Below are 14,148 nucleotides of genomic sequence, written 5' to 3'. Positions count from 1 at the left end.
GAAATGGATAAAAAAACAATGGCACGTAGACAAAAGACTAGGCAAAAACTTACTCCTTTCTTCAGTTGGGCAATGCGGGGAATTTGGCAAGCTCTAACAACTATTGTGGCGTGGGTCGTGTCTGTTGTCAGAGTTATTCTAACATTAATTATTCAAAAAGTAAATCATCTAATAAATTATTTAGTACAGAGAAAATTAGTCCTTTTTGTCCTGTTTCTCTTTCTCGCTTTTGGTCTCCTTGGTCTTGCCGCTATTATCCCCAGAACTCATATATTTGAAGGTAACCTCATTGTTGAAGAACTGAGTTTTACTTATAGTGGCTCGCAAAACAAACTTTTTCTCGATTCTATGAGGGGTATCCACCATCTTGAAATTGATGGCGTTATAAACAACGAACTAACTTTCACAGGTGAATTTAAAAGCACCTCTTTTACCGAGCTTAATCAGTTAAAGAAACCACTAAAAATTCGACTACAAAATCGTAATAGTAAATTGATTATTGAACCTGTAGATACCAAGAATAGCAGTGATATCGACCTGACAGAATTGCGACTTCTACCAGATACAAAAGTCTCTGGCTTTACATATAACCTTTCTCAAAAGCAACATAGACTCGATTTTGATTTGCAACATAATCCTACTTCTCAAACACAACCAAACGAATTAAAAATTTATTTAGGAGAAAAACCCATTAAAGTTATTTTGGAGAACTATGACATATCTGGATTGAACCAAAATAAGTTAGATAAACAACAGCCACTAGAATTTCTATTAACTCCAAACAAGAAAGAATTAAATTTAGAGTTAAAGCAAAAAAACAGTATCTATCTCAGCTTAGATGAATCTAACAAAAACGACCCAAATCTCTGGTTTCAGGAAAAGATAGATACCAAAGATGTTCATTTTCAACGCTTGGATAGGACTGGCGATATCAGTGATGATGTGACTATTTCCACAATTGTGGAAGGCAAAATTCGCATGGTAGAACAGGAACGAGAAATTAAAGCCAATCAGTTTCTCATGGGAGACGAACCTAATACTCCCCTCAACATAGAACGTATACGCCATTTACAAATTGTCCCCAAGAAGGGATTGGAAGTCCGCATTTCTGGAAGAACAAAACAAATCCAAATCGGTTTAGATAAGGATTTTCCGGTTTCTCGCATTCAAGGCAGTTGGTTAGATGGTTTTTTACCCCGCGATGCTATTGTTGCTCTATTCTCTTTCAGTGCTGCTACCATAACCTATCTGTTAGGTTTTCTGATTGAAAATGCCTCTAAATCAGACTCAAATCCTAAATCTCCCTAATTGTGAGGAGGAGATCCAATCATTCTTCAAGTAAAAAACACCCATCAGCATGAAAATCCGGCGAGATTAATTTATAAGAGTCATATATTGAAGACATTGACTGATAAGTAAGTCTGACTTTTCACGCCATGTGGAAAAATCCACGAAAAACCTAACCCCCTAGCCCCCTTCCCTACTAGGGAAGGGGGAAAAATCAAAGTTCCTCTCTCCTCGTAGGAGAGAGGAATGGAAGCGAGGTTTTCCAGATAAGAGTGAAAAGTAAGATAAGTAAGTGATATCAAATCCGGTAGCATTTGAATAAAAAAACCGCAGAGACGCTGAGAGCGCAGAGCAAGAGGAAGGAGAAATAATTCAGGTGCAAACGGATTTGATATAAAACGTACGTGAGTGCTGTCTTGACTCAGGGCAAGGATTTTAAGGGCTAAAGCCCGCCCTTACTACATTTAGAAGCGTATATTTATGATGAGATAAACGCAATTTGGTATGAATGTTTTTTGTAGTCCTCTTTAGATGACTTTGGCTATTAGCCTGCAAACTGATTTGCAGGCGGTTGATGAAGCAGATGCAAGATTTGTGTATCCACGCCTGCGCCAAAGCATAATTTACTCAAACACTACTGTTCTATTGCCATACACCAATACACGATTCTGCAAGTGCAAACGCACTGCCCTTGCTAATACAACTCTCTCCAAATCCTTACCTTTTCTAATCAAATCCTCAACTTCATCGCGGTGACTGACTCGCACCACATCTTGCTCAATAATTGGTCCTGCATCTAAATTATCAGTCACATAATGAGAGGTTGCACCGATAATTTTCACACCACGTTCAAAAGCTTTGTGATAAGGATTTGCCCCAACAAAAGCTGGTAAAAATGAATGATGAATATTAATCACTTGTGGAAATTTGGCAAGAAATTCTCCACTCAGAATTTGCATATATTTTGCCAATACAACTAAATCTATTTTGTACTGCTGTAGCAATTCCAGTTGCTTAGCTTCTTGTTCGTGTTTGTTTTCCTTTGTGATAGGAACGTGGAAATGCTCGATACCAAATTGTTCTGCTACCACTTTTAAATCAGGATGATTGCTGATAATCAAAGGAATCTCAGCAGTAAATTCTTTTGCACGTTGTCGCCAAATCAAGTCAAATAGACAATGGTCTTGACGACTCACCCAAATCGCAATGCGCCGCACAGTATCGGAAAAATGCAATTCCCATTTGGCTTGCAATGGTTGAGCAATGGCATTAAATGCTGGTGCAATTAAGTCACGCGGCAAATTAAACTCATCTAACTGCCATTCAATGCGGGTAAGAAATAACCCTGCTGCAAAGTCTGTATGCTGATCCGCATGAATAATATTACCACCATTAGCGTAGATGAAATTGGCAATTTTCGCGACTAAGCCTCTTTGATCAGGACAGGAAATTAGCAATGTTGCTGTTGGACTTGTCATGGATACATTCAATGACTAAGGATACTTTGGAAGACCTATGTTACGTATAATTACTTGAGTTTAACTCATTTTATACACTTTTCTTGATAAAAGAACTTCTGAATTTGACAGTCAATTTCATTGAAAATTTATTCATTTTCAATGAAATTGATTTCATAAAAAATATTGTTTAATTGGAATTTTTACATAAATTCTATTTATCTTATAGAAAATAATTTAAGATAGCTACCTTTAACCAAAGAGCCTAAGTGGGTCTCAGTGATTTTTTGAACTAATCACTTACAGTCAGTAGCATTAATGTAGGGTGAAATCACTACATTAATGCTTCCACAAATCTATAGCTCTGAAAGTTTTAAGGTAGAGTATCTGTACAACCGCTTAATACTTATGATAATAGTAATAATTTTGACAATTTGTTTTTTTAACGTTGAAAGGTTCAGCAGCTATAGCTAAGTGCTAATTTGAGAAACGAGAGTAAAAATCACACACAATTTTATTTTGTATAGAATAAAGTTAGATAGTACTTTAAGCTAGACGTTCCGAAAAATTAATAAGTATAGTATAAGACAGACCGCACAGGGGAAAGTCACACCAAATTTGTATAAATTTGTATATATGTACCAGGGTATTGCGACAAACATGAGGGAAGTCTACTGCCTGGCTTAGTTTTATTTACAACCATATCATGGCACCAATATTGATGGTTAATTTAGCAATTATAGTTTACTTGATAATGGCTTGCTGTTTCTTCAATGAATGGCTAGTATTTTTTCTAGCAGATGAAGAGATGGATTCAGAGCAGCGCTTATTTTCTATTGTCATTTTGGTCATAGCTACTATTTTATGGCCCATAGTTGTTCCTTTTGCTTATTTGGAACTACTTAAGTTCCATAAAAAGCACAAGGACGTCATCGATTTATTCATAAAGCAACGTAAAGTCGGCAGTCATGACGACTGATATCAAGTGAAAAATGATTGTGCCATCAGGCTACATCAAAATCAAGCTGCTATTTGCCATTTGCTGGAGTAGGTTTATCAGCATTGGGCGTAGGCTTCACAGCATCATTTATAGGTTGGAGTTGTTTCCACTCTGACAGTTCTCGATTGACAGCATTTTCAAAATCTGTAGATACTAACAGGACATTAACATTTCCATCTGGTTTCGCAGGAGGGTCAGCTTGAGCATACATGAAACGGCGGTTAAAGTCAGGCTTACCTAAAATCAACTGATGTGTTTTCTGATTCTTGAGTTTTATATCAATCGTTGCTTGAGGCTGATCTAAACTAAATTCTGTAAGCTGGTTAGCTGGGATGGATATTATTCGCTCACTTTTTCCTTCTACAAGCAAATTCATCAAATAACCTACAATAGCGTTACTTGCTGGTGCGACTTCCGGAGATTTTATCTCCCACTTGCTTCCATCAGACTTGCCACTACGTTCCAAATTTAGAGTCTGATTTTTAGTTTTGACAGTCAAAGACTGCACATCGTCCTCTTTAAACGAGAAAATTTGCTGCTTGTTCTCCTTGATTTCCTCTCCCTGAGGTGTACCTTTAATTTCATGGAAGTAAACAAAACCACCTAAACCCAACGCTAGCAGTATCAAAATTAAAGTCGTCTTTTGTAGCTTCATACTCGAGTTAAGAAAGAAGAAAATTTTCTATATATAGGAACGCTGCCAATATGGTTCCGATTCTGATACTTGTGTAAGAGTTGCAAAGACTCATCAGCGAAGTTCTGATACTCGTCTACGAGTTGCAAAGACTGAACAGCGAAGTGCTGATACTCGTCTACAATACTAATTCTCTGTAAAGAAAGCACTTAATACTTATTCTTTCACTCGGGCGCGTATTTGGCGACGCCAGTCGCTGTGAGTTCGGGCTAACCCTCCTGCAGCGCTGGCTCGTCTTGGCGGTTCGTTTAAAATTTAGCTCTATCTTCGTAGCCACCAGAGAATAGCCGCTGTTACTAACCCTATCATCGGTAAAATCAGCAGAGACGACAACTCTAAAAGATTCGCTTGTGCTGCTGTTAGGTTGATGCGACGGTCTTTCGCTTCCTTGGGGCTAATCGAAAGGGGTTGCTGATCCTGCTGACTCAACCAAGTGACTGAGTTGAGCAACACATCTCCATTAAGCTGCTTATCAAACAAGCCATTGATGGCGAAATCTGAATTTCCAAATACTACCATCCGTGACTCAGCGGAGGGAGATGAGGGCGATGAGGGAGTGGGGGGGGATGAGGGAGATGAGGGAGATGAGGGGGTGGGGTTAGCTTTGGTTTGAGTCGTTATCGGTGCTGTGGGTGTAGCAGTGGGTTTGGCGCTGGGAGTGGGGCTAGCTTTGGTTTCGTTTTTGGTGGGTACTGGGGGGGAAGTGGGTGTAGGAGTTGGGTTAGCCTTAGTTTCGTTTTTGGGTACTGGGGGGGAAGTGGGTGTAGGAGTTGGGTTAGCGGTGGGAGTAGGGTTAGGTTGAACTTCTTGAGATTTTGCTGATGGTTTCCTTGTTAATGCGACGCCCAATGTCAGTGGACCTTTGCGATCGCTTTCGGGATTAAACTGCAAGTTTTCGCTTTCCTGGTCACTTTCTGCCCAGCTATTGGGATAAGGTTTGGTCAGCAACAAGGGAGTCGCCTCGATACCACCCACTGGGGTTGTGTCAACCGGTCGTGCTAACGGATAAAAAGAAATGCCATTGCCAAAATCTTTGGTGATCGGGTGTTTTCCATATTGAGTCACTAAAGGTGCTGCAGGACCAAGCCCAACACTTCCAGAGGCATCAACTGCCAAACGATTATCTAACTTCACACCCCACTCGGCAAGTAAACTCTCAACTTTGGGGTCGGTATTTGGGTCAATCATCAGCAGTAAATTGCCACCTCGATTCAGGTAGTCCCGCAGTGCTTTTATCTCAGTTTCAAATAGCGCTCTTTTGGGACCTGCAACGACGACAACAGCAGCATCTTGAGGAACACTAGGCTTTTCTGCCAGATTCAAGGGAGAGGTGGTGTAATTTTTGTCATTTAATGCCTGAACTGCTTGCGATATTGCATCCTCTGTGCCTGAAAGTTGGTGTTCCCCGTGACCTTGAAGAAAGTAAACTTTAGCTGTCCCTAAGCTGCTGATTTGTTGCAGGCGATTCGTTAACTTCACTTCCGATAGGCGTTCTTGGGGACCGACCACCTGAACCAACTGCCGTCTATCCCCAGATTCCAAGTAAACTTCTCCATAGTCTTTGACGCCAAACTTGCGAGCAAGCCCTGGTCTAGCTTGCGGATCTACGTACTCAAAATTAAACTTTGAGCTTTGCCGATGATAATTTTCCAGCAAGTCTCGGTCTACAGGATCTTGATTGAGATCAAATACCCATACCTTTGCTGGTACTTGTAAGGAACGCACTAATTCCCGTGACTGGGGAGCAAGAGTAAACAACTTAGTTTCTGTTAAGTCAATTCGCGTATGGTAGCGAGTCCCTAAGAAGTTAATTAATCCTAAAATTGCCAAAACTGCCACTGTCGCAACTAAAGCATTAGTACCAGCTTGGGTGGAACGTTGTCCCCACCAGTGACTCTGCTTGTTTTGCCATAGCAGCCAGAACCCGATGATGACAGATCCTAAAATTATCAATGCTAATGGGATTGCTCCCCAATTATTTGATACCAAACCAGCGGTTAAGCCCGCAGCAACTAGAAACGGACCAAACCAAAACAAAAATTTCCAAGGTGTCTTTTTAGCGATAGTCTTCATTTTATTAGTTATTAGTTATTAGTCATTGTAGAGACGCTTCAAACAGCGCGTCTCTACATCTTTGTCATTAGTCATTAGATTTCTCGCACAAATCTTGTTTTGAGCTATTTATAACCGCAGATGCACTCTTACGTGCGTTGCACAGAGAAGTTGCGAGGAGGGCACGCTACGCGTTAGCACAAGCTTCCAGCGGGTGAAGGCACAAAGCAGCGTCTCCGCAGGAGTTAGCAACTACCGTGCAGATCAACATACATAAATCATCTGTGTCCATCTGTGTCCATCTGTGGTTTCATTTTCCAAAACATTGAATGACTGCAAGAGGTCTATTTTTGTTTGCTCATGACTAATAATAAATGTCTATGAACGTTGGAAGCGTAGTGCATCAATTGATTGAGCAGTGAGAAATATGCCTAAAATGATGTAACTTGCAAATAACATCAGGCTACTCGTATCAAAAATACCTTGTACTAAAGTGTTGTAATGTTTCAGTAACGAGAGATGACTCAAGGCTTCTCCTACAGAACCACCAAGATTTTTGGCAATTAAATCAACAAACAACAGTAATAAAACTAATGCGAATGTAAGGACAGCAGACAAGATTGTACTATCTGTCAAAGAGGAAATGAACATTCCCAAAGACAAAATTGCTGCTGCTAGTAAGATTAATGCCAAATGCCCTAGTAAGGGAATGGCTGGCGGCATTGGTGGATTTGAACCACTCAAAGCAACAGCTTCTAATGCCAGCATAGGCATCACCATTGTGATGAAAAATGTCAACACTCCTAATAATTTCCCGACAGCTACCGCCCAGTTTGTGACTGGTGATGTGGCTAAAAGTTCCAAAGTGCCGCGCTTGCGTTCTTCGGCATAAAGTCCCATCGAGAGTATTGGCAGCAAAAACAACAACAGCCACCCCAAGCGATCCAAAAATGCCCTAACAAATTCGTAAGGAACATCTATTGGTGGAACTGGCACTCCAAATTGTTGCCCTTGTAAATCTAATGCAGCCACTGTTTGCAAAATGCCTTCTGGTCCCATCAAAATGAGCACGAAGAATAACCCAGATAGAAACCAAAAAACGGCGGCGATCGCATATGCCAAAGGCGATACAAAATAGCTTTGTAACTCTCGGCGATAAATGGCAATAATGTTACCAAGTACTACACCCATTTAGGCAGCTTCTCCTTCGTTGGCTTCTGCTGTTTCTGTCTCAGTCTCCAAGTTCTTTTCTTCTGTTGTTAGTTGCAAAAATACATCTTCCAGAGTAGCGCTAACACGCCGCATTTCATGTAAACCAAATCCTGTACGTATCAACGCCGTTGCAATATCTCCTCCCGGTTCCGTTCCTAGTTGCGATATCACCCGCAGGTAAGCTCGGTTTTCCTTAAAGGGACTATGAGTGTGCATTCCCACAGCAGGAATTGATTCGACCAAACTCACGCCTGGTACATTTTGCAGAACTTGTTTAGCTAGAGCAGCTTCTCCCTCAATTTCTATTTCATATCCTGAACCTTTTGTCAATTGGGTCATGAGATTTTCTGGCGTATCTATCGCTACGACTCTGCCACGATTGATGATTGCCACGCGGCTACAGGTCATGCTCACTTCTGGCAAAATGTGGGTGGAAAGAATGATTGTGTGGCTTCCAGCAAGGCTTTTAATTAAATTGCGTACCTCGATGATTTGCCGGGGGTCAAGTCCGACTGTGGGTTCATCCAAAATGATGGCTGGTGGATCGTGGACGATCGCCTGAGCTATCCCAACTCTCTGGCGATATCCTTTAGAAAGTTTGCGAATAATCACGTGGCGCTTGTCTTGTAAATTACAGCGTTCTATAGCTGCTGCTACCTTGCTCGTGCGATCGCCTGCTCTTACTCCCTTAATCCGCGCTACAAAATACAAAAATCCCTCCACCGTCATCTCTGGATACAACGGCGGTGTCTCTGGTAAATAACCAATGCGTTGGCGCACCAACAGAGAATTTTCATGGACGTCAAAGCCCGCAATCTGAGCCGTCCCACTGGTTGCTGGTAGGTAACCGGCTAAAATCCGCATGGTTGTGGTTTTGCCAGCACCATTTGGTCCCAAGAACCCCAAAATCTCTCCTGGTTCTACGTTGAACGTGACATCAGTAATTGCTTGGGTAGAGCCGTATATTTTACTTAGATGCTCAACTGAAATCATTCACTTTATTTGAATGGCAAATCATAATGTATCAAACCATGATAAATCACCAAAACAGTCCTGAGTGTTCACAGGTGCAGCGACTACCGCGCCCCTACGGAGTGCTGAGTGTGCTATTGTTTGTTTTTCTTTCTCCTAGAGACTCGAATATGAGGAAAATGGTTAGAAGCAAGCTTTTTTCCGTGTTCAATGCCCCGCAATAGTTCTGAGTACTCAGACCAATTAGCGTTCATAATTATTGTCATTATTTAAAACTTGTCTATTAACATCTAAATGGTTAACTCTACCCTCGTTGCCACACCTACTCTTTACGTCAACCCTGCTATTGGGAATGATGCCAATACTGGGACATGGTTAAACCCTTACAAAACTCTCAGCCGTGCCCTTAACGGAACTACAACACCTAAAATTATTCAGCTTGCACCTGGAACTTACACGACTGCTAGTGGAGAAGTCTTTCCACTGGTAATTTCAGCGAGCGTGATCGTAGTAGGTCAAGAAGCAACCAAAGGTCAAGGTATTGTAATTTCCGGAAGTGGGGAGTATAAAAGCGAAACTTTTGGTGTACAAAATATTACACTACTATTACTAAATGATGCTCAACTGTTGGGCGTCACTGTCATAAATCCTATGGAAAAAGGCACTGGTGTCTGGATTGAATCAACAGCACAGCAGTTTGAGGAGCCAGCCTCACCAACTTTAGCGAACAACACGTTTATCAAATGCGGTCGGGAGGGAGTGTTTGTCACGGGTAGTGCCAAACCACTGATTCAGGACAACGTGTTTGTCCAAAACGGTCTCGGTGGGTTAATCATGGCACGTAATAGCAAAGGGCAAGTACTGCGGAATGTTTTGCAAAAAAATGCTTTGGGAATAGGTATTAGTGACTTTGCTGCCCCTTTGGTTGCAAATAACACGGTATCAGAAAATAGACACGCGATCGCCCTCTCACGAACTGCCCGACCTGTACTACGAAATAATCTGATCGAAAACAATATTCAAAACGGGCTATTAGTCAATCCTAACGCCGCTCCTGATCTCGGCAGCACTCAAGACCCTGCTGGTAACATTTTTCAGAATAACGGGCAGTTTGATGTTCAAAATAGGACTTCTCTTGAGTTGATTTGTGTAGGGAATCAGTTGAATTCTGCCCAAATCAAGGGATTAGTAAAATTGCTCACTGCAACAAAGGATACTGTACAATCAGTAGCAGTGAGTACGATTTCTGATAGCAATTTTGCAGAACACTGGGCAGAACCATTTATCCAAGCATTAATCAGCATGGGTTTAACTCACGGTTTTGCTGATGGTAGTTTTGAGCCAGACAAACCGATAACTCGCGCCCAATACGCGGCTTTGGTTGCAGCTTGCTTTAACCCGATTCCCAAATACCCCGCACCTGATTTTACGGACGTACCAAAAGATTTTTGGGCTTATGATGCGATTCAAATCGCGGCGCGGGGTGGGTTTGTTGGGGGATTTAGCGATCGCACCTTCCGCCCTGGGCAAAATGTCCTGCGATTACAAGTCATCGTCTCTCTGGTGAATGGACTGGCGCTCAAACCAGCTGATAATACTTTAGTAAGCTACAGCGATCGCAATACGATTCCCAAGTATGCCCGCACCGCAGTTGCCACCGCCACCCAAAACAAAATTATCGTGAATTATCCAGATCCTAAACAACTCCAGCCAAATCGAGAAGCGACACAAGGAGAAGCAGCTGCTATGGTTTATCAGGCATTAGTGGCTATAGGGGGAATCTCCACAGATTCGGCGCTTGCGCCCAATATGAATTCGCCCTATATCGTTTCCTCTTCTACTGCGTGAAAAGTAAAATGAAAGGCACTTCGCTTATATACTTAGAAACACTTGGCAAACAAAACTGTAGCTAAAAACACGATAGGCTGTATGGGATGGGAGCAGGATTTACGCCTATTGCCAGAAGCTGAGACCCAGATGTTCACACCAGCCTTGGACACCTCTGCCGACTTGGCAATAACCCTACTAATTCACTATAGTTTCGACCTCAGTGGCTATAGCGCCAATGAGCTAGTTGACCTTTGGCAAAAGCAATATCCAGGAAATTGGCTACACTTGGCAGTGATTGAGGCACTGTATCAAGGTCGCTACAAAGCGATTTCGGTGCAACAAATTCTAACATGTTGGCAGCGGCGGGGACAGGCGATTTTTCATTTCAACATGGAATTTGAACGCCTGATTTGCAGCAAATTTCCACAGAACCTTACCTCAGTTCCCGCACTCCCCCCAGATCCTAAGGAGACACGGGGACAAGGAGGACAAATCAATTCAAAATCCAAAATCGCGAAGCGTCCTGAGCGAAGCGAAGGATCTAATTCAAGCATTAGAGTTTCTTCCTCATCTCCCCCATCTCCCCCATCTCCCCCATCTCCCCCATCTCCCCCATCTCCCCCATCTCCCTCACACCCCACACCCCACATCCCACCTGCAAACCAAGAAAAGGATGACCTTCTCCCAGCCCCTACCAACAATCCACCCATTGGGCAGTTTACCCCAGAAACAACCGCAGGATCAGAGTTATTTACATCAAAGCTCAAAGCAATTTCTAATGAAAAGCGACTCCCTTCCGGCAAACTGCTTCCTGGACGTCTACGCACTTCCGTTTCAGAAGAAATAGGAAATGACAATAGCTATTGGTAAAGTATCACTTAAGTCTTTCGGTTAAATGAGAAGGTGTGGAGGCTAGGAGATAATTGAAATCCCAGAAAACTGACCTACATCCCACACTCGATTTCAGATCAGGTGAGTGCATTGATTTTCTAGAAAACATGATTATTGTACCAGATACAATTTATGTTTAATTATGTTTAAAATTTATGAACCGTCCACGTATTCTCCAACCTGGTACTAACTATACGTTTAGCAAATATTTTGAATTACCTTATGCGCCAGCAGACCGCAGAATTTGATTGTACTTATGAGCGTAAGCGATTAGATTTACCAAGGTATGAGAGAAGTCTTAAATGTCTAGATTTTTTAAGCCACTATTTATAAAGAAATTTAACCTATGTTAACCCAATAAACGAAACAGCAAAACGAGAGACACTAACTGCTCCTACACTCTTAGAAATTTGTGCGGAAACGCAAACTCAATTGAATGTTGATGTTACGGGAATTTCAGGCGATGGACGGGTTGCTGAAGGCGCGATTCTTGGGATGCTCTCTACAGAACTGCAAACAGAAACACTTTAAACTGTAAATAAGAGGGTTCTCAAAGTCACTGAGTAATAATATTTAGTGTGAACCATTCCCTACGGCAAAGCTTTTATTGGTCTGCATATGTTAACTAGAGTTTCGCTTATAGGAATATATAGGAGAATTCTCTCAACGGAAGCAAGATTGTTTCAGAAACCACTGCTGGCATGAGTATTAATAACCGAAAACGCTCTATCACCGAAGGGAACCGCGCATTAGAATTATTTACCAACCGTGAAGGATTAGTCCGCATCTTTGCGACATATATCAATGATGACCCATCTCCAGAAAAAATCTTGTTTTTTCATGGTGATGGTGGAAATGGGAAATCACTTTTATTGAAATTTTTATTAACAAAATGTTGCAAGCGTTTCCGGTCGAAGATTTGGCAGGAAGAACTCAAACCCAAAACTGATGTTGAGGTAGCAGAATACATTACTCAAAAAGCTGACCATTGGGACTTTATTAAAGTGCCAGCGGTATTACACGACTTTGGGTTAAGACTACCTGGTGAGGAGCAACCCCAAGACCCCTTTTATGGGTTACTGATGCTGCGCCGTAATATCTCCTCTAAAGCTCAAGAATTGGGTTACTGTTTGCGCTTTCCCCTATTTGACTTTGCTTGTGTTTGGTATTTGAAACAAAAAGGTAAGCTTTCAGCAGAAAAGCTCAAAGAACTTTTTCCTCAAGAAGAAATCGATTTTTTAGTTGAAATTGCTAATGCTTTGAGTGACACCTCTTGGGGTGCTATTGGTAAAGCAGTCTTAGGTCTTTTTTCTAAACATTTGGGTGAAAAATTTCTCTTGTTGTTACAACAGCGAGGACTGAAGCAGGAAGATGTCCAAGCGATTCAAGAGATCGATGTAGACAGGGAGTTAATTTTTGAATTGCCACAACTGCTGGCAGAAGATTTAAATGCGGCGATATCCCAACCAAATGCACCAAAAAGAATAGTCCTGGTTTTTGATACTCATGAGGCATTTTGGGGTGTAGAGGAACGAGGTGTTCTTCAAGGTGAGCGCTATTTTGCTGAAGATGAATGGTTACGGCATTTTCTTACAGAGTTGGAACTCTCATCTGGCATAGTAACAGTCGTTGCCGGCAGAGAATTACCGAAATGGGATAAATCTCATAAATTTCCCATTCCTCAAGATTGCCTTGATGCTCACTCTGTTTATCATCTTTCAGCGACTGACGCTAATAAGTATTTACAATTAGCAGGAATTGAGGATGCAACTCAAAAACAAAGTATTATTAACTACTCGCTAGATGCTTCAGGTCAGGTACATCCCTTTTTACTGGGTTTGTGTGCCGATGTCGTACTGCTTTCTGCGCCATCTCAAGTGCTTCCTACGTTTGATTTAACAACCAGCTTTGAGGAGAAAGCGTCTCAACTCATTAACCGCTTGCTCAGTTACGTAGATCGAAAAATTGCTTATGCCGTTCACGCTCTGAGTGCTTGTCGGGCATTCAATTTTTCAATTTATGAATACTTAGGTCAGAAATTACGCTTTGACACTGTCAAGCCCGCTTTCGATATTCTTACAGAGTTCTCCTTTGTATGGGAGGCGCAGCAACGGGGTGAGAATTGGTATCGCATCCATGATTTGGTTCGACGCTTAGATTACGAATCAAATCAGGAAGAAATAAAAACAATTCATCAGCAGGCACATACGGAGTTAGAAACGTACTACCGCCAGCTTGGAGAAGTGGCAGAAGCGATTTATCATGCTAATCGCTTAGATTGGCAACGGGGTGTGAATGAGTGGGTAAAAAAGTTTGAGGAAGCTTTAGAGCAGAGTCGCTATGAGCAATGTCGCAGTTTATTAGAAGTTAGAAACGAGTTAATAATTCAAAGCAATTCTCAGTTAGGAAGAGTTTCACGCGCTGAAGGTGATTACTTTGTCACATTGTCTCTATATCAGGAAGCAGAACAGGAATATTTGGAAGCGATCGCTGCTTACGATCTAGAACTGCGCCTGACTCCCAATGATACTGCAACTCACATCAACAAGGGGAATGCGCTACAAAGTTTGGCATCCCTACAGTCGAGCTTATCGCAGCACACACAAGCACTTACTACCTACGAGCAAGCCATTGCATCCTACGATACCGCTCTAGCGCTGGCTCCCAATTACGTACTTCCTCACAACAACAAGGGGACTGCGCTACAAAGTTTGGCATCCCTACAGTCGAGCTTATCGCAGCACACACAAGCA

At 42.0% G+C, this 14,148-nt stretch carries 10 protein-coding genes; 5 read left to right on the top strand and 5 right to left on the bottom strand.

What is annotated here, in order from left to right:
- The first annotated feature begins 3 nt into the window (after nucleotides 1–3).
- Entirely contained in the window at nucleotides 4–1,308 is a 1,305-nt protein-coding gene (locus tag ACM0OZ_RS40350; RefSeq protein WP_414588487.1) for a hypothetical protein, read from the top strand.
- Between the two features lie 602 nt (nucleotides 1,309–1,910).
- Here the strand turns inward: ACM0OZ_RS40350 and purU are convergent.
- Nucleotides 1,911–2,765 carry a formyltetrahydrofolate deformylase gene (gene purU, locus ACM0OZ_RS40345; RefSeq protein ID WP_414588485.1) on the bottom strand — a complete coding sequence of 285 codons (855 nt, stop codon included), beginning with the start codon at nucleotides 2,763–2,765 and terminating at the stop codon, nucleotides 1,911–1,913.
- 685 nt (nucleotides 2,766–3,450) lie between these two features.
- Here purU and ACM0OZ_RS40340 point away from each other — a divergent pair.
- On the top strand, nucleotides 3,451–3,723 hold the full coding sequence (locus ACM0OZ_RS40340; protein WP_414588483.1) for a hypothetical protein: 273 nt from the start codon (nucleotides 3,451–3,453) through the stop codon (nucleotides 3,721–3,723).
- A gap of 49 nt (nucleotides 3,724–3,772) precedes the next feature.
- Here ACM0OZ_RS40340 and ACM0OZ_RS40335 read toward each other — a convergent pair whose 3' ends face one another.
- The 4 genes from ACM0OZ_RS40335 to ACM0OZ_RS40320 all read right to left on the bottom strand — a co-directional run bounded on the left by ACM0OZ_RS40335 (nucleotide 3,773) and on the right by ACM0OZ_RS40320 (nucleotide 8,695).
- Nucleotides 3,773–4,399 (bottom strand): DUF4340 domain-containing protein, encoded by a 627-nt coding sequence (locus ACM0OZ_RS40335; protein WP_414588482.1) that lies wholly within the window; start codon nucleotides 4,397–4,399, stop codon nucleotides 3,773–3,775.
- 300 nt (nucleotides 4,400–4,699) lie between these two features.
- The gene (locus ACM0OZ_RS40330) at nucleotides 4,700–6,511 is read right to left on the bottom strand and encodes a GldG family protein (protein ID WP_414588481.1); all 1,812 of its coding nucleotides are present in this window, start codon (nucleotides 6,509–6,511) and stop codon (nucleotides 4,700–4,702) included.
- A gap of 357 nt (nucleotides 6,512–6,868) precedes the next feature.
- Entirely contained in the window at nucleotides 6,869–7,681 is an 813-nt protein-coding gene (locus tag ACM0OZ_RS40325) for an ABC transporter permease (RefSeq protein WP_073636307.1), read from the bottom strand.
- Nucleotides 7,682–8,695, bottom strand: a complete 1,014-nt coding sequence (locus tag ACM0OZ_RS40320; RefSeq protein WP_414588480.1) for an ABC transporter ATP-binding protein — start codon at nucleotides 8,693–8,695, stop codon at nucleotides 7,682–7,684.
- A gap of 273 nt (nucleotides 8,696–8,968) precedes the next feature.
- Between ACM0OZ_RS40320 and ACM0OZ_RS40315 the strand changes: the two genes are divergently transcribed.
- The 3 genes from ACM0OZ_RS40315 to ACM0OZ_RS40305 form a co-directional block, all read left to right on the top strand.
- A complete protein-coding gene (locus tag ACM0OZ_RS40315; RefSeq protein ID WP_414588479.1) occupies nucleotides 8,969–10,522 on the top strand; it encodes a DUF1565 domain-containing protein in 1,554 nt (517 codons plus the stop codon).
- Between the two features lie 81 nt (nucleotides 10,523–10,603).
- The gene (locus ACM0OZ_RS40310; RefSeq protein ID WP_414588504.1) at nucleotides 10,604–11,374 is read left to right on the top strand and encodes a hypothetical protein; all 771 of its coding nucleotides are present in this window, start codon (nucleotides 10,604–10,606) and stop codon (nucleotides 11,372–11,374) included.
- Nucleotides 11,375–12,096: 722 nt separating this feature from the next.
- Nucleotides 12,097–14,148 (top strand): hypothetical protein (locus ACM0OZ_RS40305; RefSeq protein ID WP_414588478.1); only part of this gene is annotated, 2,052 nt, incomplete at its 3' end.

The sequence above is a fragment of the Scytonema sp. PCC 10023 genome, assembly GCF_963920835.1.
In the GTDB taxonomy this organism is placed as follows: domain Bacteria; phylum Cyanobacteriota; class Cyanobacteriia; order Cyanobacteriales; family Nostocaceae; genus Kalymmatonema.
This window is presented reverse-complemented; position numbering and strand designations above follow the sequence as displayed.